The sequence below is a fragment of the Streptomyces sp. NPDC003027 genome (genome assembly GCF_053591435.1).
Genome location: NZ_JBSFTU010000025.1, coordinates 41,146 through 64,781, shown reverse-complemented (window position 1 = coordinate 64,781; position 23,636 = coordinate 41,146). Strand labels below are relative to the sequence as shown.

The 23,636-nt window shown below is 72.5% G+C and carries 18 protein-coding genes; 13 read left to right on the top strand and 5 right to left on the bottom strand.

Features of this window, described 5'->3' with window-relative positions; translation table 11 throughout:
* Positions 1–67: 67 nt before the first annotated feature.
* The 3 genes from ACWDX6_RS19335 to glgP all read left to right on the top strand — a co-directional run bounded on the left by ACWDX6_RS19335 (position 68) and on the right by glgP (position 5,279).
* Positions 68–1,204, top strand: coding sequence for a monodechloroaminopyrrolnitrin synthase PrnB family protein (locus tag ACWDX6_RS19335; RefSeq protein WP_451486106.1), 1,137 nt, complete (start codon positions 68–70; stop codon positions 1,202–1,204).
* An 11-nt stretch (positions 1,205–1,215) separates the two neighbouring features.
* Positions 1,216–2,559: an FAD-dependent monooxygenase gene (locus tag ACWDX6_RS19330; RefSeq protein ID WP_451486105.1), complete on the top strand. Its 1,344-nt coding sequence runs from the start codon at positions 1,216–1,218 to the stop codon at positions 2,557–2,559.
* Positions 2,560–2,699: 140 nt separating this feature from the next.
* The gene (glgP, locus tag ACWDX6_RS19325; RefSeq protein WP_451486104.1) at positions 2,700–5,279 is read left to right on the top strand and encodes an alpha-glucan family phosphorylase; all 2,580 of its coding nucleotides are present in this window, start codon (positions 2,700–2,702) and stop codon (positions 5,277–5,279) included.
* Between the two features lie 69 nt (positions 5,280–5,348).
* Here the strand turns inward: glgP and ACWDX6_RS19320 are convergent, their stop codons facing one another.
* From ACWDX6_RS19320 to glgX, 4 genes are all read right to left on the bottom strand, one after another.
* Positions 5,349–7,388 (bottom strand): M4 family metallopeptidase, encoded by a 2,040-nt coding sequence (locus ACWDX6_RS19320; protein WP_451486103.1) that lies wholly within the window; start codon positions 7,386–7,388, stop codon positions 5,349–5,351.
* 234 nt (positions 7,389–7,622) lie between these two features.
* Positions 7,623–9,509 (bottom strand): ABC transporter ATP-binding protein, encoded by a 1,887-nt coding sequence (locus ACWDX6_RS19315; RefSeq protein WP_451486102.1) that lies wholly within the window; start codon positions 9,507–9,509, stop codon positions 7,623–7,625.
* Positions 9,506–11,332 (bottom strand): ABC transporter ATP-binding protein, encoded by a 1,827-nt coding sequence (locus ACWDX6_RS19310; protein ID WP_451486101.1) that lies wholly within the window; start codon positions 11,330–11,332, stop codon positions 9,506–9,508. The genes ACWDX6_RS19315 and ACWDX6_RS19310 overlap by 4 nt, the downstream gene beginning before the upstream one ends.
* An 82-nt stretch (positions 11,333–11,414) precedes the next feature.
* The gene (gene glgX, locus ACWDX6_RS19305; protein WP_451486100.1) at positions 11,415–13,646 is read right to left on the bottom strand and encodes a glycogen debranching protein GlgX; all 2,232 of its coding nucleotides are present in this window, start codon (positions 13,644–13,646) and stop codon (positions 11,415–11,417) included.
* Between the two features lie 166 nt (positions 13,647–13,812).
* Between glgX and ACWDX6_RS19300 the strand changes: the two genes are divergently transcribed.
* From ACWDX6_RS19300 to ACWDX6_RS19275, 6 genes are all read left to right on the top strand, one after another.
* Positions 13,813–15,093, top strand: coding sequence for a L,D-transpeptidase (locus tag ACWDX6_RS19300; protein WP_451486099.1), 1,281 nt, complete (start codon positions 13,813–13,815; stop codon positions 15,091–15,093).
* Positions 15,094–15,269: 176 nt separating this feature from the next.
* On the top strand, positions 15,270–16,529 hold the full coding sequence (locus ACWDX6_RS19295) for a L,D-transpeptidase (protein WP_451486098.1): 1,260 nt from the start codon (positions 15,270–15,272) through the stop codon (positions 16,527–16,529).
* An 82-nt stretch (positions 16,530–16,611) separates the two neighbouring features.
* Positions 16,612–17,379 carry an enoyl-CoA hydratase/isomerase family protein gene (locus tag ACWDX6_RS19290; protein WP_451486097.1) on the top strand — a complete coding sequence of 256 codons (768 nt, stop codon included), beginning with the start codon at positions 16,612–16,614 and terminating at the stop codon, positions 17,377–17,379.
* 134 nt (positions 17,380–17,513) lie between these two features.
* Entirely contained in the window at positions 17,514–18,020 is a 507-nt protein-coding gene (locus ACWDX6_RS19285) for an ATP-binding protein (protein ID WP_403294701.1), read from the top strand.
* 385 nt (positions 18,021–18,405) lie between these two features.
* Positions 18,406–19,158, top strand: a complete 753-nt coding sequence (locus ACWDX6_RS19280; RefSeq protein WP_451486096.1) for a polysaccharide deacetylase family protein — start codon at positions 18,406–18,408, stop codon at positions 19,156–19,158.
* Entirely contained in the window at positions 19,158–20,342 is a 1,185-nt protein-coding gene (locus tag ACWDX6_RS19275; protein WP_451486095.1) for a YncE family protein, read from the top strand. The genes ACWDX6_RS19280 and ACWDX6_RS19275 overlap by 1 nt, the downstream gene beginning before the upstream one ends.
* Positions 20,343–20,445: 103 nt before the next feature.
* Here the strand turns inward: ACWDX6_RS19275 and ACWDX6_RS19270 are convergent, their stop codons facing one another.
* Positions 20,446–21,084, bottom strand: a complete 639-nt coding sequence (locus ACWDX6_RS19270; protein ID WP_451486094.1) for a GNAT family N-acetyltransferase — start codon at positions 21,082–21,084, stop codon at positions 20,446–20,448.
* A 74-nt stretch (positions 21,085–21,158) separates the two neighbouring features.
* On the opposite strand from ACWDX6_RS19270, the gene ACWDX6_RS19265 reads away from it, so the two are divergent.
* The 4 genes from ACWDX6_RS19265 (at position 21,159) to ACWDX6_RS19250 (ending at position 23,628) form a co-directional block, all read left to right on the top strand.
* A complete protein-coding gene (locus ACWDX6_RS19265; protein WP_403294696.1) occupies positions 21,159–21,386 on the top strand; it encodes an EF-hand domain-containing protein in 228 nt (75 codons plus the stop codon).
* Between the two features lie 76 nt (positions 21,387–21,462).
* A complete protein-coding gene (locus tag ACWDX6_RS19260) occupies positions 21,463–22,374 on the top strand; it encodes a CopD family protein (protein WP_451486093.1) in 912 nt (303 codons plus the stop codon).
* Positions 22,375–22,531: 157 nt separating this feature from the next.
* A complete protein-coding gene (locus ACWDX6_RS19255; RefSeq protein ID WP_451486092.1) occupies positions 22,532–23,446 on the top strand; it encodes a hyaluronoglucosaminidase in 915 nt (304 codons plus the stop codon).
* Between the two features lie 26 nt (positions 23,447–23,472).
* Positions 23,473–23,628, top strand: a complete 156-nt coding sequence (locus ACWDX6_RS19250) for a hypothetical protein (RefSeq protein ID WP_451486091.1) — start codon at positions 23,473–23,475, stop codon at positions 23,626–23,628.
* Positions 23,629–23,636: the final 8 nt, after the last annotated feature.

Here is a 23,636-nt window from a genome sequence, read left to right as displayed (position 1 = left end):
TCGACCGTCGACAGCCGCACCCAGCGCCCCGGAGGCGAACCGAGCCCAACGAAGAGGGGCCTTTCCCTTGACCCTGTACGACCTTGTCGCGCCCGGTCTCGACGAACGCGGCGATCCCCGCTACCGCATCGCCGACATACGCGCCGCCGATCCGCTCGGCGCCGACGCCCTGCTCGCCGCACTGCCCGCGATGAACGCCGACGCCGACATCCCGGCGCTCACCGTGGCCCTGCGCACGCTCGTCCCCGACCCGGACCGGGCCGCCGAGTGGAGCGTGGAGGCCGCCCTGGCGGCCATGCGCGACCTCGGCATCCTGCTCGGCTCGCTGAAACGTCACGGCGTCCAACCGGTCGCCGCCGTCCCCGAGGTCCTGCCCGTCCTCGAAATCCTCAGCCGCCGCACCGACATGGTGCCCCGGGACACCGTCCACCACTACACGACCTGGAACCCGCTCGGTCCGCGCCAGCGGATGTACACCGGCCACCCGATGGAGGGGCACCTCCAGGAGGCCGTCCGGATGGCGTTCCCCGGCCTGGTCGCCGCCCTCGACACCTGTGCGCGGATCGCCCGGCTCGAACCGTACGACCCGGGCTTCGCGGTCGCCCTCGACCGCACCGCCCACCACGTCCAGTCGATGGTCGACTCCATCGACTTCACCATCGCCCACGTCACCCCGGAGTACTTCGCGCTCACCCTGCGCCCCTACTTCGAGGAGATCGAGGTCGCCGGGCGCGACTACCTCGGCCCGGCCGCCGCACAGGTCCCCCTCTGGCTCGTCGATCTGACGCTCTGGCAGTGCGACCGCTCCCACGCCGACTACGACGCCTTCCTCGCCGAGTCGGTCCAGTACAGCCTGCCGTCCTGGCGGGACTTCCACGCCCGGCACATCGGTGGCGTCTCCGCCGTCAGCAAGCTGTCGGCCGCGATCAGCTGGGAGAACGCCGACCGGCTGCCTCCGCAACTGGAGGCGTCCGCCCAGGCGCTCGCCCGGGTGCTCAAGATCCTCAAGACCTTCCGGGCCCGCCACATCGGCATCGCCCGCAAGGCGTACCGCGACGACCTGCGCCTGTACGAGGAGGGAAGCGGCGGGGCCCCCATCGCCCTGCTGCGCTCGATACTCGACCTGACCAGGGACAACGAGACCATGGTGCGCCGGACGACGGGCGGCCGTCCGGTAGCCGGGTCTCGGAGGTCGGCGGCGTGAGGAGGCATCCGATGATCCCCACGTCCCATGTGGTCGTCGCCGGCGGCGGTGTCGCGGGCCTCACGGCCGCACTTTCGCTGCACGCCGCGGGCTTCGACCGCGTCACCGTCGTCGAGGCGGCCCGGACCAGCCGTCCGGTCGGCGCCGGACTCAACCTCATGCCCAACGCCGTCCGCGAACTCGACGCGCTCGGTCTCCTCGGCCGGCTGGAGGCCGGCGCCCTGCGCACCCGCGAACTGCGCTACTACCACCGCTCCGGCGGCCTGATATCCCGGGAGCCGCGGGGGCTCGGCGCCGGCTACCGCTGGCCCCAGCTCTCCATCCACCGGGCCCACCTCCAGCAGGTCCTGGCCGACGCGGTACGCGAACGGCTCGGCCCGGGCGCCCTGATCGGCGGCGTCCGCGTCACCCACGCCGAGACGCTGCCCGACGGCCGCCCCCGCATCCAGCTGGAGCACCGCGACGGCGCCCTCCGGGGCCGGGCCTGCCTCGAACCGGACGTGCTGATCGGTGCCGACGGCATCCGCTCGGCGGTCCGGGCCGCGCTCAACCCCGGTGAGGGCAGCCCGCCCTGGAACGGGATGCTGGTGTGGCGGGGCGTCTCCCGGATACCGGCCCGCGCCATCGGCGGCTTCATGCTCATCGCCGGGGACGACCGGCAGAAGGCCGTCGTCTACCCCATGAGCCGGCCCTCGGGAGCGGACGGCACGGTCCTGGTCAACTGGGCCCTCGCCCGGCCCGCCGAGGACGGGGTCGAGGAGCGGGGGCGTGAGGAGTACCGGGGTGACTGGAACCGCGCCGTCCCCGTGGAGACGTTCCTGCACCACTTCGAGGGGTGGGAGTTCGACGGCGTCAGCGTTCCCGGCGTCGTCGAGGCCGCCGAGGCGGCCCACGAGTACCCCATGGTCGACCGCGAGCCCCTCGCACGCTGGACCCACGGCCGCACCACCCTCATCGGCGACGCGGCCCACGCGATGTACCCGATCGGCTCCAACGGAGCCACCCAGTCCATCGTCGACGCCCGCGCCCTCGCCCACGCGCTGGCCCGCCACCGCGACCCGGCGGCCGGCCTCGCCGCGTACGAGGAGGACCGCAGACCCGCCATGACGGCCCTGCAGCGGGCCAACCGCCGGCTCGGGCCCGAGGTCGTCATCGACCTGGCGCACCAGCGGGCACCGGACGGCTTCACCGACATCCACCGGGTGATCCCCGCGTCGGAACTCGCCGCCATCGCCGCCCGCTACGCCGCCACCGGCGCCTTCGACCCGGCCTCCGCCAACCGGGACTCCCCGTACGCGACACGCCGCCGGCCGGCCCCGGCCGTCCCCGCACTCCCCGCCGGCGCGCCGCGCTGACGCCCCTCCGGGCCACGGCACCACCCCCGCGCGCCGTGGCCCGGACGGACGGCGGTGGCTTACCTTCGGTGGGTGGCACAGCGCGACGCACAGCGTGGTGCGTCCGCCCCGCTCCGCTCTCCCCTGCGAAGGTGGAACACGTGAAGGCAATCCGTCGATTCACCGTGCGCCCCGTCCTCCCCGACACCCTTCGACCGCTCACCGACCTGGCGCGCAATCTGCGCTGGTCCTGGCACGAGCCGACCCGTGAGCTCTTCAACTCCGTGGCCCCCGCGCCTGCGGCAGACCGCCGCACCGACGACGGCGACCCCGTCCGGCTGCTCGGCTCCGTCTCTGCCGCCCGCCTCGCCGCTCTCGCCGCCGACCAGGAGTTCCTGGCCAGGCTGCGGGCCGCGGCCGAGGACCTCGATCACTACCTGCACGCCCCCCGCTGGTACCAGGAGCACCAGGAACAACACGGTGGGCTGCCCGCCTCGATCGCCTACTTCTCGCCCGAGTTCGGCGTCACCGCCGCCCTGCCGCAGTACTCCGGCGGCCTGGGCATCCTCGCCGGCGACCACCTCAAGGCCGCGAGCGACCTCGGCGTCCCGCTGATCGGCGTCGGGCTGCTCTACCGGCACGGCTACTTCCGCCAGTCGCTCTCCCGCGAGGGCTGGCAGCTGGAGCACTACCCCGTCCTCGACCCCGGCGAGCTGCCGCTCTGCCTGCTCCGCGACACCGACGGCTCACCCGCCACGGTCACCCTCGCCCTGCCCGGCGGCCGCACTCTGCACGCCCACATCTGGACCGCGCAGGTCGGCCGGGTCCCCCTGCTGCTGCTCGACTCCGACGTCGAGGAGAACGCCCCCGGCGAACGGAACGTCACCGACCGGCTGTACGGCGGCGGCAGCGAGCACCGGCTCCTCCAGGAGATGCTCCTCGGCATCGGCGGCGTCCGTGCCGTCCGCGCGTACTGCCGGCTCACCGGCACCCCGGCGCCCGAGGTCTTCCACACCAACGAGGGCCACGCCGGCTTCCTCGGCCTCGAACGCATCCGCGAACTGGCGGGCCGTGGCGTCGGCTTCGAAGCCGCCCTGGAGGCCGTCCGCGCCGGGACCGTCTTCACCACCCACACGCCCGTCCCCGCCGGCATCGACCGCTTCGAACGCGGCCTCGTCGCCCGCCACCTCGGCGACGACGGTGAACTCCCCGGCCTCGACGTGGGCCGGATCCTCGCCCTCGGCGACGAGACCCCGCTCGGCGGCGAACCCGGACTCTTCAACATGGCCGCCATGGGGCTCCGCCTCGCCCAGCGGGCCAACGGCGTCTCCACCCTCCACGGAGGCGTCAGCCGCCAGATGTTCGCCGGCCTCTGGCCCGGCTTCGACCCCGACGAAGTACCGATCGGCTCCCTCACCAACGGCGTCCACGCGCCGACCTGGACCGCGCCCGAGGTCGGACGGCTACGCCCCGACGCCGACGACCGCGAACTGTGGGAGCTCCGCCGCACCCTGCGCGAACAGCTGGTCACGGAGGTACGGGAACGGCTGCGGGCGTCCTGGCGGCAGCGGGGCGCCGGAGCCGCCGAACTGGGCTGGACCGACTCCGTCCTCGACCCCGACGTCCTCACCATCGGGTTCGCCCGCCGGGTCCCCTCGTACAAACGGCTCACGCTGATGCTGCGCGACCCGGACCGGCTGCGGGCCCTGCTGCTCCACCCCGAACGGCCCGTCCAGCTGGTCGTGGCCGGCAAGGCGCACCCCGCCGACGACGGCGGGAAGCGGCTCGTGCAGGAGCTCGTCCGCTTCGCGGACGACCCCCGGGTGCGGCACCGGATCGTGTTCCTGCCCGACTACGGCATGGCCATGGCCCGCAAGCTCTACCCCGGCTGCGACGTCTGGCTCAACAACCCGCTGCGGCCGCTGGAGGCGTGCGGGACCAGTGGGATGAAGGCGGCCCTCAACGGCTGCCTCAACCTCTCCGTCCTGGACGGCTGGTGGGACGAGTGGTTCGAGCCCGACTTCGGCTGGGCCATCCCGACCGCGGACGGCGCGGCGGCGGCCGACGAGGAGCGCCGCGACGACCTGGAGGCGGCCGCGCTCTACGAACTCGTCGAGCGGCGGGTCGCGCCGCGCTTCTACGACCGCGGCCCGGACGGCGTGCCGGCCCGCTGGACCGCGATGGTCCGCAGGACGCTGGGCGACCTCGGGCCGAAGGTGCTCGCCGACCGCATGGTCCGCGAGTACGTGGAGCGGCTGTACGCCCCCGCCGCGGCGGCGCACCGCGCGCTCGACGACGGCGCGGCCCGGGAACTGGCGCAGTGGAAGGCCCGGGTGCGGGCCGCCTGGCCGAAGGTCGCCGTCCACCACGTGGAGGTCGGCGAGCTCGGCGAGGACCTCGGCGACGCCGAGCTCGGCGCGACGCTCGCGGTGCGGGTGGGGGTGTCGCTCGGTGAACTGGGACCGGACGACGTGGAGGTCCAGGCGGTCACCGGCCGCGTCACCCCCGACGACACCCTCGCCGACCCCCGGGTGTGCGCCCTGAAGCCCGCGGGCGGCACCCCCGACCTGGAGGGCCGGCGGATCTACGAGGGCTCCCTGGTCCTCGACCGCACCGGCCCCTTCGGCTGCACGGTCCGGGTCCTGCCGTCGCATCCGCGGCTCGCCTCGGCGGCCGAGCCGGGTCTGGTGACCTGGCCGGCGGACGCGGTGGCGGAGGGCGCGGGGCTGCTGCTGCGCTGACGCGCCGGTCACGCGCGACCGCCCGGAGGGAAGGAGCCCTCCGGGCGGTCGCGACGTGCCGTGCCGTGGCTACGGGAACGTCAGCTTGAAGCTGTTGATGTAGCCGGTGTCCTGGGACGCCTTGTCCTGGACGCGGAGTTTCCAGGCGCCGTTGGCGACCTCGCTGGAGGCGTTGACGGTGTAGGTGGCGATCACGTTGTCGGCCGAGTCGGAGGACGAGAACGGCTTGAGGTTGTAGACCGAGCCGTCCGGGGCGACGAGGTCGACGACCAGGTCACCGCGCCAGGTGTGGACGATGTTCACGTCCACCTTGAGGGTGGAGGGCGCGTTGCCGGTGATGCCGGTGACGTCGACCGAGGAGGTCACGGCGGCGCCGTTGTCCGGGATCGACACGTCGGCGGTGTTCTCGAAGACCTTGCCGGTGCCGGGGTCGCCGCCGCCGGGCCGGGAGCCCACGTTGACGCCGGCCCAGGCGTGCTCGACCGCCTTGACCTCGGCGCTGCCCGCGCCGTACAGCTCGGTGGCCACCGCGACCGTACCGGTGCGGGCACCGGCGTAGTTGGTGTTCGAGCTGAACTTGGTGGTGAGCGCCTTGAACCAGATCAGCGAGGCCTTGTCCCGGCCGATGCCGGTGACGGGCAGGCCGTCGGAGGTCGGCGAGTCGTAGCTCACGCCGTTGATCGTCTTGGCGCCGCTGCCCTCGGAGAGCAGGTAGTACCAGTGGTTCGCCGGGCCCGAGGAGTAGTGGACGTCGATCGAGCCGATGCCGGAGTACCACGCGTCCTTGGACGAGCCGTCCTTGCTCGGCTTGTCCATGTAGCGCAGCGGCGTGCCGTTGCCCCGGATGTCGATCTTCTCGCCGACGAGGTAGTCGCCCTTGTCCTGGGCGTTGTTGGCGTGGAACTCGACGGCGGCCGCGAAGATGTCGGAGGTGGCCTCGTTCAGGCCGCCGGACTCGCCGCTGTAGACCAGGCGGGCGGTGTTGGAGGTGAGGCCGTGGGTCATCTCGTGCGCGGCCACGTCGATGGAGGTCAGCGGCTTGGCGTTGTTCGCGCCGTCGCCGTACGTCATGCAGAAGCAGGAGTCCTGCCAGAAGGCGTTGACGTAGGCGTTGCCGTAGTGGACCCGGGAGTACGGCGCGACGCCGTCACCGCGGATGCCGTTGCGACCGTGCACGTTCTTGTAGTAGTCCCAGGTGAGCGCGGCGCCGTAGTGGGCGTCGGCGCCCGCGGTCTCCAGGTTCTGCGGGGTGCCGTCGCCCCACACGTCGTCGGAGCCGGAGAAGAGCGTTCCGGTGCCGGACGTACCGCGGTTGAGGTTGTACGTCCGGTGGTTGCCGCGGGCGGCGTCGGTCAGCGTGTACGGGCCGCTGCCGCTGGTGCCGAGGGTGACCTGGCCGGCGTACTGCGTGTTGCCCGTGCCGTTGTGCACGGCCTGCCACTCGTACAGCTTCTCGCCGGTCCTCGCGTCGGTGACGACGTGCAGCTCGTTCGGGGTGCCGTCGTGCTGGAGGCCGCCGACGACCGTCTCGTACGCCAGGACGGGCGAGCCCTGCGCCATCCAGACGACCTTGCGCGGGGCGTGCTCGGTGGTGGCCTTGTCCGCGCCCTCCGCCTTCGCCTCCGCCAGCGCCTGCCTCTCGGCGGCGGCCGGGGCGACGGTCGCGGCGTTCGGGTCGATGTGCTTCAGCTCGGCGCGGGACGCCTTGGTGACGCCCTGCGTCCGTCCGGCCTTGTTCTCGGCGACGATCAGGTCGCCACCGAGGACGGGGAGTCCGGCGTAGGTGCGCTCGTAGCGCGTGTGGGTCGTGCCGTCGCGGTCCTGGACGACGTCACGGACGACCAGCTTCTCCTGGGCGCCGAGGCCGAGGGCCTTGGCGGTCGCCGCCTTGTCCGCGTCGGCCGCGCGTATGAGCGCGGTGCGCTGGGCGGGGGAGAGGTCGGCGGGCAGCTTGCCCGGGTCGGCCTGGCTGCCCGACTGGGCCGTGGGGGCGATGCCCCGGCCGTCGTCGGCGGTGGCGGCACCGGTCTGCACGCCCACGGCGAGCATGGCGGCGGCGGCGATCAGCGCGCCGGTGGCGGTGGCGCGACGGCTTGGCGTGGATCTCACGCGGACTCCTTTGCGAGGGGGGTACCGGTCGACGTGGGGGGTCGAACGGGCAGTGCAAACAGAGCTTCGGTGCGCGAACGGTGATGCGAAGAGCCGGGGAGAGAGTGACAGTCATGAACGGCCCGTGTCAGGAGCGCGTCAAGAAGTTGGCCGGAAATCGTCCGCTGCCCGAAAGTCCGTGTTCGTTGAGCGGACGTTTCGCCGCTCCGCACGGGCCCCGAGGAGCCGGCCCCGTCATCCCGCCAGGCTGTCGCGCCACGCGCGGTGGAGGGTCGCGAAACGGCCCTCCCCGCCCACGAGCGCCGCGGGCGGACCGTCCTCGACCACCCGCCCCGCCTCCATCACCAGGACCCGGTCCGCGATCTCCACCGTCGACAGCCGGTGCGCGATCACCACGGCCGTGCGCCCCGCGAGCACCGTGTCCATCGCCCGCTGCACCGCCCGCTCGCCCGGAACGTCCAGCGAACTGGTCGCCTCGTCCAGGATCAGCACCGCCGGGTCGGCGAGCAACGCCCGCGCGAACGCGACCAGTTGCCGCTGACCCGCCGAAATCCGCCCGCCCCGCTTGCGGACGTCCGTGTCGTACCCGTCCGGAAGCCCGGCGATGAAGTCGTGCGCGCCGATCGCCTTCGCCGCGTGCTCGATCTCCTCCCGGGTCGCGTCCGGCCGCCCGATCGCGATGTTCTCCGCCACCGTCCCCGAGAAGAGGAACGCCTCCTGCGTCACCATCACCACACCGCGCCGCAGTTCGGGCGTCGCCAGCTCGCGCAGATCGACCCCGTCGAGCAGCACCCGTCCCTCCGTCGGGTCGTAGAAGCGGGCGAGGAGCTTGGCGAGCGTCGACTTGCCCGCGCCCGTCGAGCCGACGACCGCGACCGTCTGCCCCGCCGGGATCGTCAGGTCGAAGCGGGGCAGCACCTCGCCCCCGGTCCGGTACGCGAACCGGACCCCCTCGAAGACCACCTTCCGCCCCGGGATCCCCGGCCGGGCGGCCGGCAGCGCGCGGGGCGAGACGGCCTCGGGCACGCCCGGCTCCTGGGCCAGCAGCCCCGCGATCTTGCCGAGTGAGGCGGCCGCCGACCGGTAGGAGTTGAGGAACATGCCCAGCCGGTCGATCGGGTCGTACAGCCGCCGCATGTACAGCACCGCCGCCGCGAGCACCCCCAGCGCCAGCGTCCCGCCCGCGACCCGGTACGCGCCCCACAGGCACATTCCGGCCACCGCCGTGTTGGCGACGAGCCGGGAGCCGACGACGTAACGGGCCATCTCCAGGAGCGCGTCGCCGTTGCTGCGCTCGTGCCGGTGGTTGAGCGCCGCGAACTCGCCGTCGTTGGCCGGCTCCCTGCGGAACGCCCGCACCGGCCGGATCCCGTTCATCGTCTCCGCGAACTTCACGATCACGCCCGCGATCGCCGTGGACCGCTCGGCGAACACCGCGTCAGCGCGCCGCCGGTACAGCCGCACCAGCAGGTACAGCGGTACGAAGGAGGCCACGGCCACCGCTCCGATGCCCAGATCCAGCCAGAGCAGCATGGCCGAGATGGAGACGAAGGCGAGGACGACGCCGATCAGCTCCTGGAGCCCTTCGGCGAGCAGCTCGCGCAGCGACTCCACGTCGGTGGTGGAGCGGGAGATCAGCCGGCCGGAGGTGTAGCGCTCGTGGAAGTCCAGGCTCAGCAGCTGGGCGTGGCGGAAGATCCGGCCGCGCAGGTCGAGCAGCACGTCCTGGTTGACCCGGGCGGCGCCGCGGACGAAGGCGTACTGGAGGAGCCCGGCGCCGGCGGCGCAGAGGAGGTAGCCGAGGGCGACGGCGATCAGCGGCCCGTGGTCCCCCCGCCGGAAGGCCGGGACGCCGCTGTCGATGGCGTACGCGACGAGCAGCGGACCGGCCTGCACGGCGGCCTGCTGGAGGAGCAGCACGCACGCGGCGGCACCGACGCGCACCCGGTGGGCGGAGAGCAGCGACCGCAGCAGAGCCCGGGTCGCCCCGGGGGGAGCGGGCAGATCGTCCCGGTCGAACGGGTCGCCGCCACCCGGCCCCGGCGTCCCACCCGTCCCCGGCGTCCCGGCCGTATCCGCCGCCCGCCCCGCCTTCGCCGTGCTCGGCGTCGCGTCCGTCATCGCTCCTCGTCCTCCTCGCCGGACATCAGCCAGGCGTACTCGGCGTTGCCGCGCAGCAGTTCGTGGTGGGTGCCCACCGCGGCGATCCGGCCCCCGGACAGGAGCGCGACCCGGTCCGCGAGCTGGACGGTCGACGGGCGGTGCGCCACGACCAGGGCGGTCGTCCCGCGCAGCACGTCCCGCAGCGCCGCCTCCACCAGCGCCTCCGTATGGACGTCCAGCGCCGAGAGCGGGTCGTCGAGGACCAGGAAGCGCGGCCGTCCGACCACCGCCCGCGCCAGGGCCAGGCGCTGACGCTGACCGCCGGACAGGCTCAGGCCCTGCTCGCCGACCTGCGTGTCGGGGCCCTCGGGGAGCGCCGCGACGAAGCCGTCGGCCTGCGCGACCTCAAGCGCGCGCCGCAGCTCCGGCTCACCGGCCCCCGCCACCGCGCCCATCAGCACGTTCTCGCCGACGCTCGCCGAGAAGAGCGTCGGTTCCTCGAACGCCACCGACACCAGCGCGCGCAGCCGCTCGCGTTCCATCAGCGTGATGTCCTCGCCGTCGAGCAGGATCCGGCCGGCGGTCACCTCGTGCAGCCGCGGTACGAGGGCGGTGAGCGTCGTCTTGCCGGACCCCGTCCCACCGACCAGGGCCAGCGTCTCGCCGGGCCGGATGTGCAGATCGATCCCGTCGAGCACGGGCGGGGCGTCGGCGGGCGCGTCCGGGTAACGGAACGAGACGCCCTCGAACCGCACCCCGTCCCGTACGTCCCCCCGCGCCCCCTCCCGTACGCCCGTGGGCCGCCGCTCCGGGCCCGGCCCCGACGACTCCTCCGGTTCGTCCATCACCTCGAAGTACCGCTCGGCCGCGGTCGCCGCCTCCTGACTCATGGCGAGCAGGAAGCCGATCGACTCCACCGGCCAGCGCAGCGCGAGCGCCGTCGACAGGAAGGCGACCAGCGTGCCGGCCGACAGCTCCCCCTCGGCGACCTGGACCGTGCCGAGGACGAGCGCCGCGCCGATGGTTAGTTCCGGAAGGATCGTGATGAGCGCCCAGATCCCGGCCAGCAGCCGTGCCTTCACCAGCTCCGTGGAGCGCAGCCGTCCGGCCAGCGCGCGGAAGGCGAGGGCCTGGCTGCGATGGCGGCCGAAGCCCTTGACGACACGGATGCCGAGGACGCTCTCCTCCACCACCGTGGTCAGATCACCGACCTGGTCCTGCGCCCGCCGGGCGACCACGGCGTACTTGCTCTCGAAGACGGAGCAGAGGATCACCAGCGGCACGACCGGAGTCAGCAGCACCAGGCCCAGCGTCCAGTCCTGCGCGAGCAGCAGGACGTAACCGGCCACGATCGTCACCCCGTTGACCAGCAGAAAGGTCAACGGGAAGGCGAGGAACATCCGTACCAGCATCAGATCGGTCGTGCCGCGCGACAGCAGCTGCCCCGAGGCCCACCGGTCGTGGAAGGCGATCGGCAGCCGCTGGAGGTGCCGGTACAGATCCGCCCGCATCCGCGCCTCGACCCCGGCCAGCGGCCGCGCCACCAGCCAGCGGCGGAGGCCGAAGAGCAGAGCCTCCGCGATGCCGAGCAGCAGCAGATACAGCGCGCCGAGCCACACCCCGCCCGGCTCGCCCGCGGCGACGGGCCCGTCCACCATCCACTTCAGGACGAGCGGAATGACGAGGGACAGACACGAGGCGACGATCGCGACCACGGCGGCCGCCGCCCACCGTCCCCGCACCGGGCGCACATAGGGCCACAGGCGCAGCAGCGCGCGCACGGCCGAGCGGTCGGCAGAGCCGTCGGCGGAATCCTGGGAGGGTGTCGGTTCTTCAGGCATCAGGGCCGAGCCTACGGTTCACCCCTGACAACCCTCACGTGGATTTCCGGCCCCCCGCGCCACCCGGACCGGTCGGCGCCCCTCACCCCCCGACCCGCAGCAGCACCACCGACCGCGCCCCCACCGTCACCCGCTCCCCGCCGCGGTGCACCGTCCCCGGCGCCCGGGTCTGGTCCTCCGCGGTGGTGTCCAGGACCAGTTCGTACGACTCCGCCCAAGGCGGCCCAGGCAGCAGGTACTCCACCGGTTCGGCCCCCGCGTGCAGCACCGCCAGGAAACTGTCGTCGGTGATCTGGCCGCCCCGCGCGTCCCGGCCCGGTATGTCGCGGCCCGACAGATACAGGCCGAGCGTGGCCCTGGGCGCGTACCAGTCCCCTTCGGTCATCTCCGCGCCGTCCGCCGTGAACCAGGCCAGGTCCCGCAGCCCGTCCGCGCCCTGCGGGCGGCCGGAGAAGAACGCCCGGCGGCGCAGCACCGGATGGGTGTGGCGCAGCGCGAGGAGACGGCGGGTCAGTTCGAGCAGACCGCGCCGGCCGGGGTCCTCGGGCAGCGACCAGTCCAGCCAGCTCGTCTCGTCGTCCTGGCAGTAGGCGTTGTTGTTGCCGCCCTGCGTGCGCCCCATCTCGTCGCCCGCGACCAGCATCGGCACCCCGGTCGACAGCAGCAGCGTCGTGAGCAGATTGCGCAGCTGCCGCAGGCGCAGGGCATTGACCTCCGGATCGTCGGTCTCGCCCTCGGCCCCGCAGTTCCAGGACCTGTTGTCGTTCGTGCCGTCCCGGTTGCCCTCGCCGTTCGCCTCGTTGTGCTTCCGCTCGTACGTCACCAGGTCGCGCAGGGTGAAGCCGTCGTGCGCGGTGATGAAGTTGACCGAGGCGTACGGCCGCCGGCCACCCCACGCGTACAGGTCGCTGGAGCCCGACAGGCGGTAGCCGAGATCGCGTACGTCCGGCAGCGCGCCGCGCCAGAAGTCGCGGACGGCGTCGCGGTAGCGGTCGTTCCACTCCGTCCACAGCGGCGGGAACGCGCCGACCTGGTAGCCGCCGTTGCCCACGTCCCACGGCTCGGCGATCAGTTTGACCCGCCGCAGCACCGGGTCCTGCGCGATGACCGCCAGGAAGGGGGAGAGCATGTCGACGTCGTGCATCGAGCGGGCGAGCGCCGCCGCCAGGTCGAAGCGGAAGCCGTCGACGCCCATCTCCGTCACCCAGTAGCGCAGGCTGTCGGTGATCAGCCGCAGCACCTGCGGCTGGACGACGTGCAGGGTGTTGCCGCAGCCGGTGTAGTCGGCGTAGCGGCGGGCGTCGTGCTGGAGCCGGTAGTAGCCGCGGTTGTCGATGCCCTTCAGCGAGAGCGTCGGCCCCAGCTCACCCGCCTCCGCCGTGTGGTTGTAGACCACGTCGAGGATGACCTCGATCCCGGCGGCGTGCAGCGCCCGCACCATCCGCTTGAACTCGCCGACCTGCTGCCCCGCCGTCCCGGAGGAGGAGTAGCCCGCGTGCGGGGCGAAATAGCCGATGGAGTTGTAGCCCCAGTAGTTGCGCAGGCCGCGCCGCAGGAGATGGTCCTCGTGCGCGAACTGGTGCACCGGCAGCAGCTCGACCGCCGTCACCCCCAGCCGTACCAGATGCTCGACGGCCGCCGGATGCGCCAGCCCCGCGTACGTGCCGCGGAGCTTCTCTGGGATGCCGGGGTGGAGCCGGGTGAAGCCCTTCACATGCAGCTCGTAGATGACCGAGTCCGGCCACGGGGTCTTCGGTCGGCGGTCGTCGGACCAGTCGTCGTCGTCGTGGACCACCACCCCCTTCGGCACGAACGGCGCCGAGTCCCGGTCGTCCCGCACGGTGTCCGCCACATGCTGCTGCGGCCAGTCCCGGACGTGCCCGTACACCTCCGCCGGCAGCGCGAAGTCGCCGTCCACCGCACGCGCGTACGGGTCGAGGAGCAGCTTGGCCGGATTCCAGCGGGCCCCGGTCCACGGGTCCCAGCGGCCGTGCACCCGGTACCCGTACCGCTGCCCCGGCCCCACCCCCGGCACGAAGCCGTGCCAGATCTCATGGGTCAGTTCGGTCAGCGGCAGCCGTCTCTCGGCGCCGTGGGCGTCGAAGAGGCAGAGCTCGACGGCCTCCGCCCCACCGGCCCACAGCGCGAAGTTCGTCCCCGCCACCCCGTCGGGGCCGACGCGGCAGCGTGCCCCCAAGGGGGTGGGCGCACCCGGCCACACGGCCGGTCCGCGCCGTTCCACGGCAGGGGAGGACCGCGCCCCCTCCCGCGACCCGTCCTCCTGTACCGCCTCCTGCTCGGCTGCGCTCGACACCTGTCCGGCCTCCCGCGGCTCGTCGGGCCCCGTGCTGTCCGGAGCGCGGCGTCCCGGCCGCGGCTTCCCGCACATGGTCCTCCCACCTGTTCTGCCCGGAGTGCCGCACTCCCAACATGACCCGCACGCACGTTTCCCCTGGAGGGTGGCCGTCGTTGGGCCGGTCGTGAAACACGTACTGAAGCGGGTGTGGGCCTGTCGTCCGGGTCGGGACCCCGGAAAGACCCGGAAGAAGGGGCCGAGGGCCGGTGCGGTGCTCGCCCTGGCGGCGGCGGGACTGGTGGTCGGGCTCGCGGGCTGCACGGGGAACGGCGACGGCGGTGGTCTCGGCGTATCGCTGCCGGGCAAGGCCCGGGCGCCGGGCGATGTCATCCGGATCAGCCCGGAGGACGGCAGCCGGGCCGTGCCGGCCGACGGCCCGATCGAGGTGAGGGTGGACAGCGGCCGGCTCGAACGGGTGACGGTCGTCCGGGTCGAGGACGCCCAGCGGGCCGAGGTGCCCGGCGCGATCAGCGCGGACGGGCTGCGCTGGCGGCCCCGGGCGGGCGCCCGGCTCGCGCCGGCCGCGAAGTACAGCGTGGACGCGGTGGCGCTCGACGGGCACGGCCGCCGCTCCGCCCGGCACACCACCTTCACCACGGCCGTCCCCGAGCACCGTTTCATCGGCTACTTCAAGCCGGAGAACCGTTCCACGGTCGGCACCGGGATGATCGTCTCCTTCGGCTTCAACCGGCCCATCGAGAACCGGGCCGCGGTCGAGCGGGCCATCAAGGTCACCTCCGACCCGCCGGTGGAGGTGGCCGGCCACTGGTTCGGCAGGGAGCGGCTCGACTTCCGCCCCGCCGAGTACTGGAAGCCGGGCACGAAGGTGACCGTCGAGCTGGCACTGCGCGATGTCGAGGGCGCCCCCGGGGTGTACGGCATCCAGAGCAAGAAGGTCGGGTTCACCGTCGGGCGCTCGCAGGTCTCCCTGGTCGACGCGGCCGCCCACACCATGGAGGTGCGCCGGGACGGCGAGCTCCTCGCGACCCTGCCGATCACGGCCGGGGCGCCCAAGACGACGACGTACAACGGCAAGATGGTGGTCACCGAGCTGTACGACGTGACCCGGATGGACGGCCGGACGGTCGGTTTCGGTGGCGAGTACGACATCAAGGACGTGCCGCACGCCATGCGGCTCACCGAGTCCGGCACCTTCCTGCACGGCAACTACTGGGCCTCGGCGGACACCTTCGGCTCGGCCAACGTCAGCCACGGCTGCATCGGTCTGCGCGATGCGAAGGGCGGCAGTTCCGACTCCCCGGCCGGCTGGTTCTTCGACCGGACACTCATCGGCGACGTGGTGGAAGTGGTCAACTCCCGTGACCGAAAGGTCGCTCCCGACAACGGCCTCGGGGGCTGGAACATGGAGTGGAACCAGTGGAAGGCCGGTTCCGCCGTGCGGTGAGACTCCGTCATCCCCTCGCTGACCTGCACCACCCGCGCACAACTGGGACTGAACGGTGACATTCACGTGGAACTTTCGTGTCCTGCGGTGTGATTATCTAACGCCGTGTGCGCGGAGGACGCGCGCGGGGGTGCGGGCGTGGCGTGGCCAGGCCGTGCGAGGGGAGACGAACCATTGTGAACGGGCAGCCGATATCGGGGGCATCGGTCGGGGCTACGCGCCGGAGGGGTCGACGTGGCGGGGCCGCCCGACTGCAGGCCGTGGCCGTGGGCGCCCTGCTTCTCGTCCTGACGGCGTGCGGGGGCGGGGACCCGGCCGGTGGCAAGGGCCAGGATCCGGCGGGGGACGGCGGCGGGAAGCAGGAGACCGCGGCATCGCAGGCGGTCGTGACGATCGCTCCCAAGGACGGCGCCGAGTCGGTCGCCACCTCCGGCGCGCTGAAGGTGACGGCGGAGCAGGGCAAGCTGACCACGGTCGAGGTATCCGACTCCAAGGGCACCGAGGTCGAGGGCAGGATCGCCGCCGACGGTACGAGCTGGCAGCCCGTCGGCCACCTGGCCGCCGGCACCCAGTACAAGGTCCACGCGATCGCGAAGGACGCCGAGGGCCGCGAGTCCGCGAAGGACACGACCTTCACCACCCTCGTCCCGAAGAACACCTTCATCGGCCACTACGCGCCCGAGGACGGCTCCACCGTCGGCGTCGGCATGCCGGTCTCCATCAACTTCACCCGGGGCATCACCGACCCGGAGGCCGTGGAGAACGCCATCAAGGTGACCGCGGAGCCGTCGGTGCCGATCGAGGGCCACTGGTTCGGCAACGACCGGCTGGACTTCCGCCCGGAGAAGTACTGGGCCGCGGGCACCAAGGTGACCGTGGAGTTGAACCTGGACGGCGTCGAGGGCCGTCCGGGCGTCTACGGCAAGCAGAAGAAGAAGGTCAGCTTCACCATCGGCCGCCGTCAGGTCTCCACCGTGGACGCCAGCGCCAAGACGATGAAGGTCGAGCGCGACGGCAAGATCATCAAGACGATCCCGATCACCGCGGGCGCCCCGTCGACCACCACGTACAACGGTCAGATGGTCATCAGCGAGAAGTACAAGGTGACCCGCATGAACGGAGCCACGGTCGGCTTCGGCGGCGAGTACGACATCAAGGACGTACCGCACGCCATGCGCCTGTCCACCTCGGGCACCTTCATCCACGGCAACTACTGGGCCTCCGCCGGGACGTTCGGCTCGGCCAACGTCAGCCACGGCTGTGTCGGTCTGCGCGACGCGCGCGGCGCCGGCGACAGCTCCACCCCGGCGGCCTGGTTCTACGACCGCTCGCTCATCGGCGACGTCGTGATCGTGAAGAACTCCAAGGACAAGCAGATCAAGCCGGACAACGGCCTCAACGGCTGGAACATGGACTGGTCGGAGTGGATCAAGTAGTCGTACACGACCGAGGGCGGGCCCGGTGCTGTGACCAACGGCACCGGGTCCGCCGTCGTTAACGGCCACTAACCTGCGGGGTATGACTGTGAACCTCGAAGTCGCCGAAGGCGTCGGCACCATCCGTCTCGACCGCCCTCCGATGAACGCCCTCGACATCGCCACCCAGGACCGGCTGCGGGAACTCGCGGCCGAGGCGACCGACCGCGACGACGTGCGGGCCGTGATCCTCTACGGCGGCGAGAAGGTGTTCGCGGCCGGCGCGGACATCAAGGAGATGCAGGTCATGGACCACGCGGCCATGGTCAAGCGGTCCCGTGCGCTCCAGGACTCCTTCACCGCCGTCGCGCGCATCCCCAAGCCGGTCGTGGCCGCGATCACCGGTTACGCCCTCGGCGGCGGCTGCGAACTGGCCCTGTGCGCCGACTACCGGATCGCCGCCGACAACGCCAAGCTCGGTCAGCCCGAGATCCTGCTGGGCCTGATCCCCGGCGCGGGCGGCACCCAGCGCCTCTCCCGCCTCATCGGCCCCTCGAAGGCCAAGGACCTGATCTTCACCGGTCGGATGGTCAAGGCCGACGAGGCCCTGACGCTCGGACTGGTGGACCGCGTCGTCCCCGCGGCCGAGGTGTACGAGCAGGCGCAGGCCTGGGCCGCGAAGCTCGCCCAGGGCCCGGCCCTCGCGCTGCGCGCCGCCAAGGAGTCGGTCGATCAGGGCCTGGAGGCCGACATCGACACCGGTCTGGCGATCGAGCGCACCTGGTTCGCGGGCCTTTTCGCGACCGAGGACCGGGAGCGCGGGATGCGCAGCTTCGTCGAAGAGGGCCCGGGCAAGGCCAAGTTCGTCTGACGGGTGGCGGAGGCTCCGGACCGGCGCCCCACCTTCGGTCGATGCCGGTGTGAATCCCCCGGAATTGTCGATTCCGGGGGACCGATTCCCGGGGAACGGCCACGCGGGCCCGTCGGTGCGGCCATGATGGGGGCATGGCGGGCCTGGAAGGTATGGAACAGCCGCGGCAGCAGCACGGCGGTGCGACCGCCGCACGGTGGGTACCGGCCGCCGAGGACGAAGAGGCCCTTGAGGCGCTGGAGTTGTACGGCAATCCGGCCGAAGGCGATGTGCGGCTGCCGTCCCGGCCGGAATCCGCCGCCATCGCCCGCCGGCTCACCCAGTGCGTCGTCCTGCGCCAGTGGGCGCTGAGCCCCCAGCTCGCCGAGCACGCCGTGCTCCTCGTCTCCGAGCTCGTCGGCAACGCCGTCCGGCACACCGGAGCGCGCGTCTTCGCGCTGCGCATGCTGCGCCGTCGGGGCTCGATCCGGATCGAGGTGCGCGACCCCTCGCGCGGCCTGCCCTGCCTGATGCCCGTCCACGAGATGGACGTCAGCGGCCGCGGGCTCTTCCTCGTCGACAAGCTCTCCGACCGCTGGGGCGTCGACCTCCAGCCGCGCGGCAAGACCACCTGGTTCGAGATGAGGGTCTGCGACCGCTGAGCGCGGCGCCGGGACGCACAGAAGCCCCCGTCCGCCGTGATGCGGCGCCGAGGGGCTTCTGTGGGGAGCGCCGTGGACGGGGGGGTGTATCCACGGCCGCTTGAACGACCTGGCCCGGGTCAATGGGGGTCGTGTCCCCGACTATGGCAGACAAGGGGCCTTGCCACCAAAAGCCCCTATGCGGGCAATCTGGACCATACCGGGACGCATCCCAGATGAATCGTTGGTGACATAGAGCACCTACCTTGTAAACCATGAATAAATATGGGAGCCGCTGATTGTTTCATCGGATCGTTCCGCATGCTGGACGGGCCTCACTACCGTGTAAACGTCCTGATATGGCTCAATCATCATCTTTCGGGCACACCGGCCTTTAAATGATCGGGTGACCCTGCCCGACCGCCGCACCGCACTACGGGCCGGCACGGCCGCCGCCGTCGCCGGAGCCCTCACCACCGCCTGCGGCACGGAACCCCGCCCCCGGCACACCCCGCCCGCCCGCGCGGCCGCAGCCCCCGCACCGCGCCGCTTCCCCGGCCACCCCGCCGAGATCGCGCACGGCCCCCGCGACCGCCCCCGCGTCGCGCTCACCTTCCACGGCCAGGGCGACCCCGCCATCGCCCGCACCCTCCTCGCCCAGGCCGAGGAGAGCGGCGCCCGGGTCACCGTCCTCGCCGTCGGCGGCTGGCTCGACCAGCACCCCGGACTCGCCCGCCGCGTCCTCGACGGCGGCCACGACCTCGGCAACCACACCCAGCACCACCTCGACACCACGACCATGACCGAGACCGAGGCGTACGCCGAGATCAGCGCCTGCGCCACCCGGCTGCGCCGGCTCACCGGCTCCATCGGCACCTGGTTCCGGCCCTCCCGCACCCAGCACGCCACCCCCGCCGTCCAGCGCGCGGCCCGGCGCGCCGGATACCCGCACGTCCTCTCGTACGACATCGACTCCCTCGACTTCACCTCGCCCGGCGCCCCGGCCGTCGTCGCCAACGTCACCGGGCGGATCCACAACGGATCAGTGGTGAGCCTCCACTTCGGCTACGCGGACACCGTCGCCGCCCTGCCCCTCCTCCTCGCCGACCTCGACCGCCGCGGCCTGCGCGCGGTGACCACCACGGAGCTGCTGACCTGATGCTGCCTCTCACCAAGCGTTCGAAGAGCCTCCTCGCCACCGCGCTGCTCGCCGCGCTCGCCGGCTGCGGAACCGCCGACACCGGCGCCGAATCCCAGGGCGGAGCCCGCAAGGACGCCGCGCTCCCCGCCGCGACGAAGAACGCCGCCCCGCCCGGCCTGCCCGGCATGCCGCCGGTCCTCGACCCAAAGGACGTGTACGCCGCCGACCGGCCGAACAACCTCTCCCCGGTGGTCAAGGACTTCCCGCCCCGGGTCTACGTCCCCAACACCAACTCCAACACCGTCTCGGTCATCGACCCGGCGACCTACCAGGTCATCGAGACCATCCCCGTCGGCATCCAGCCGCAACACGTCGTGCCCTCCTGGGACATGAAGACCCTCTGGGTGAACAACAACCGCGGCCACACCCTCACCCCCATCAACCCCGCCACCGGCGCCGCCGGCGACCCGGTCGAGGTCCACGACCCGTACAACCTGTACTTCACGCCCAACGGCAAGTACGCCGTCGTCATGGCCTCCCTGGACCGCGAACTCGTCTTCCGCGACCCGCACACCATGGAGCGGAGGAAGACCGTCCCGGTCTCCTGCTACGGCGTCAACCACGCCGACTTCTCCGCCGACGGACGGTACTTCATCGTCTCCTGCGAGTTCTCCGGCGAACTGCTCAAGGTCGACACGGAGAAGATGGAGGTCGTCGGCCAGCAGAGACTGCCCTTCGAGGGCGCGATGCCGCAGGACGTGAAAATCTCCCCCGACGGCAAGACCTTCTACATCGCCGACATGATGGCCCACGGCATGTGGGTCCTCGACGGCGACAAGTTCACCACGCCCAGCCTCCTGCCGACCGGCAAGGGCTGCCACGGCCTCTACATCTCCCGCGACTCCAAGGAGATGTACGTACCGAACCGCGGCGAGGGATCCATCTCCGTCTTCGACTTCGCGCGGAACAAGCTCACGAAGAAGTGGTGGCTGCCCGACGGCGGCTCCCCCGACATGGGAGGCGTCTCCGCCGACGGCAAGGTCCTGTGGCTCTCCGGCCGCTACGACTCCGAGGTCTACGCCATCGACACCACGACCGGCCGCCAACTCGCCCGCATCCCCGTCGGCAGCGGTCCCCACGGCCTGGCGGTCTACCCCCAGCCGGGCCGCTACTCCCTCGGCCACACCGGAATCTTCCGTTGATCTTCGTGGGCTCGGTTCTCCCCCTGCCTTCGGCGGGGGGACCCCCACCGGGCGCTTCGAGCCGGACGGCTCACTCGCCGGGCGGTCTGCGGGGGCCGCTCGGTCAGCCGGCGATGAGCAGGGCCTCGGAGGCGACCGGGCGGTAGCCCGCCGCCTGGAAGACGCGGACGCTGCGGGCGTTGCCCGGTGACTGCTGGGCCCAGACCACCTCGTCCGGAGTCAGATGGCGGGCGGCGAGGGCCAGCGCCCGCCCCAGACCGCGGTGCCTCACCCGCTCGTCGACCTCGATCGCCGCCTCCCAGCGCCCGGCCACGCCCCGCCCGAGGATCACCAGACCGCCGTCGGCCGCCCACACCCGCACGTCGTCACGGAACTTCATCGCCCGCACCACCCGCGGATGCTCCGGGTCCTCGATCTCTCGCAGCGCCAACTCCGGCTCACCCGGCAGCGCCTGAGCGACCGTCAGCAGATCGATCGTGTTCATGTGCCGCCCCGTCCGCCGCATCAGCGCGGCGAGGAACCCCGGGTTCATCGAGGCCGCCAGCGGGTCGCTCGACGCGGCCGCCAGCTCCGCCCGCACCCACCCCGGATCCTCGTCCGTGAAGACCACCGAATGCGCCGTGAAGGCGAGGACCCCGGCGTCCCGCCCGTTCGGCTGCGGCACCACCGCCGTCGTCCCGTCCGGCGCCGGGAACCGCCCGCGCGCCGCCGCCGCCAGGATCCGCGCCACATCGCTGCTCATACCCCCATGATCCGCCATGCGGCAGCCCGATAATCTGACCCCCGTCATCGCAGCATCGAGAAGGGGCGGAAACAGTGGCGGACATCGAGTCGGCACGCAGGGCGTTCGAGCGGTTCGACGTGGACGGGGACGGCCTCATCACCGCCGCCGAGTACAAGAGCGTCATGGCGCAGCTGGGCGACTTCCACGTCACCGAGACGGTCGCCGAGGCGCTGATCAACCAGCGTGACGGCAACGCCGACGGCAAGCTCTCGTGGGACGAGTTCTGGGCGCACCTCGACAAGGGCACCACGCAGGCCTGACCACCGGGCGGGGACGGGCGGCTCCGGCGTACGTACGTGAGTTGCCGCCCGTCCGGCCCTCGGTGACGATCGACCGGTGACGCCTCCCGGACCCATAGGTACCCCGATACGTCTGACGGCGGCCGTCCTCGGCGCACTCGCCGTCCTCACCGTCGCCCTGCTGGGCGCCGGACTCGCCCAGGCGGGCACCGGAGAACTCCCGATCCCCGCCGCCGGCACCACCACGCTGCTGCGGATGTTCGTCCTGGCCGCCCTCGCCGTCCACCTCGGCGAACTCGCCGGCGTCCGGCTGGCCGGCCGAGGCCCGCTGCCACGCCGCTGGTCCGTGGCCGCCGCACTGCTCGGCGCCGCCGCCTCCGCCGCACTGCTCCTGCTCCTCGCCGCCGTCAGCGGCCTCGGCCTCACCACCGTGTACGGCATGCGCGAGGGCCGGCTGCTCCTGGTCACGGCCAACGCCTTCGCCCTCGCGGCCCTCTGCGCCGCGAGCCGGCGCCCCTCGCTCGCGCTCCTCCCGCTCGCCGCCGTGATCGGCGCCGAGGCGCTGCGCGCGCACCCGGAGGCGTACAGCCCCGCGGTCGGCGTCTCGCTCACCGTCGTCCACCTGACGGCGGCCTCGCTCTGGTTCGGCGCCCTGCTGTACGTCCTGCGGACCATGCGAATACGGCGGGGCGGCCGCGAGGTGCTCGTCCGCTACGCCCGGACGGCGGCCTGCCTCTACGCCGCCCTCGTCGTCACCGGCACCTTCTCCACCCTGCGCCGCCTGCCCCTGGACGTCGTCCTGGCCACGGCGTACGGCAGGGTCCTGCTCGCCAAGCTGGCCCTGGTCGGCGTGGCGAGCGTGCTCGCCCTGACCGCCCGGCGGCGCATGCTCCGGGGCGGAGACGCCGAGGCGCCCGCCAGGATCGAGCTGGCGGTGCTGGCGGCGGTCGTGCTGATCTCCGCGGTGCTCACGGTCGTGCCCGACCCCCACTGGCTCAGCCCCGCGTGATCCGGCGGGCGACCGCGCCCCCGTCACCCGAACGGCGGTACGGCCCCGGACGGGCCCCGCCGGCCCGACCCGTCCGCCGGCCCTGGCGCGGGCCGCCCCCGACCGCGTACCGTGCCGGTGCATTCTGTCGGACACACGGGTGGGGATGAGGGGCGTCGTGACAAGCACGCGAAGGCTGTTCCTGGGGGCGTTCACGGCAGGAGCCGTGACGGTGGCGGCGGGGGCCGGAACCGCGTCGGCGGCCGAGACGGGCAGCCAGGCGGAGGAGGACGTGACCTTCGCGGGCGAGGTGAAGGCCCGCAACTTCAGGACCGAGGGCGGTGCCACGTCGACGTTCCGGACGGCGTCCACGGCGACGACCGCCAAGCTGCACGCGCTGACCGTGGTGCAGGACGGTGTGGCCGGCGACGGCGTGGCTCTGAACGTCGTCTCCCACAACCCGGACGATTCGGCGATGTACCTGTCCGGCACGGAGAAGGCCCGGGGCACGCTCAAGATCCTGCACCGCGGCTACCGGGACGCCTCCGACGGGGGCGCCGCCGCGGTCTCCGTCTACCTGGAGACGACGGGGGCCGAGGAGGACAAGGCGGGGGGCACCGCCGCCCAGGGCATCCTCGTCACCCACACCACCGGGGCCACCAAGGGCAACCTCATCACCCTGCGGAACAACGCCGTGGACGACTTCGTGGTGAAGGGCTCGGGAGCGGTGGGCATCGGCGTACCGATCGGCGCCACGCCCCGCGGCCGCGTGGAGATCGCCCAGCGCGACTCCGTGATCGGTCTGCTGATGCAGGCCAACGCGGACCCCGACAGCCGTCTCGTGGAGCTCCGCGACCGGGCGGGCGTCGCCAAGGTGCGGGTCCTCAACAGCGGGACGCTGGCCGCGCACAACGCCCAGTTCGGAGTCGCCGGCGCCGAATCGTACGGCGGCGGCGACGGGGTCGTGGGGATCCGCAACGCCACCGTCCCGCCCACCACCAAACCGTCGAACGGCGGCGTCCTGTTCGCCGAGGGCGGCGCGCTGAAGTGGCGCGGCTCGGCCGGCACCGTCACCGTCATCGCCCCGGCCTGATCCGCACCCGGCTCTTCGAGGCACCCATGGAACTCACCCCCGAGCAGCTCGTCTCCGAATTCCAGGACGCGGTGATGGAGCTGTACTTCGCCCGCAAACGCATCGCCCTCCTGGAGGCCGAGAACGCGGCTCTCAGGCAGCGGCTCGCTCTCGACGACCGGCCGCCGGCCGAGGAGAGCTGACCGCGGGG

Excerpts from the sequence above, each read along its gene's own strand:
- ACWDX6_RS19250 (WP_451486091.1), top strand. The coding sequence starts at position 23,473 with ATGGAACTCACCCCCGAGCAGCTCGTCTCCGAATTCCAGGACGCGGTG.
- ACWDX6_RS19315 (WP_451486102.1), bottom strand. The coding sequence starts at position 9,509 with ATGACGGACGCGACGCCGAGCACGGCGAAGGCGGGGCGGGCGGCGGAT.
- ACWDX6_RS19330 (WP_451486105.1), top strand. The coding sequence starts at position 1,216 with ATGATCCCCACGTCCCATGTGGTCGTCGCCGGCGGCGGTGTCGCGGGC.
- ACWDX6_RS19275 (WP_451486095.1), top strand. The coding sequence starts at position 19,158 with ATGCTGCCTCTCACCAAGCGTTCGAAGAGCCTCCTCGCCACCGCGCTG.
- ACWDX6_RS19270 (WP_451486094.1), bottom strand. The coding sequence starts at position 21,084 with ATGAGCAGCGATGTGGCGCGGATCCTGGCGGCGGCGGCGCGCGGGCGG.
- ACWDX6_RS19290 (WP_451486097.1), top strand. The coding sequence starts at position 16,612 with ATGACTGTGAACCTCGAAGTCGCCGAAGGCGTCGGCACCATCCGTCTC.
- ACWDX6_RS19285 (WP_403294701.1), top strand. The coding sequence starts at position 17,514 with ATGGCGGGCCTGGAAGGTATGGAACAGCCGCGGCAGCAGCACGGCGGT.
- ACWDX6_RS19310 (WP_451486101.1), bottom strand. The coding sequence starts at position 11,332 with ATGCCTGAAGAACCGACACCCTCCCAGGATTCCGCCGACGGCTCTGCC.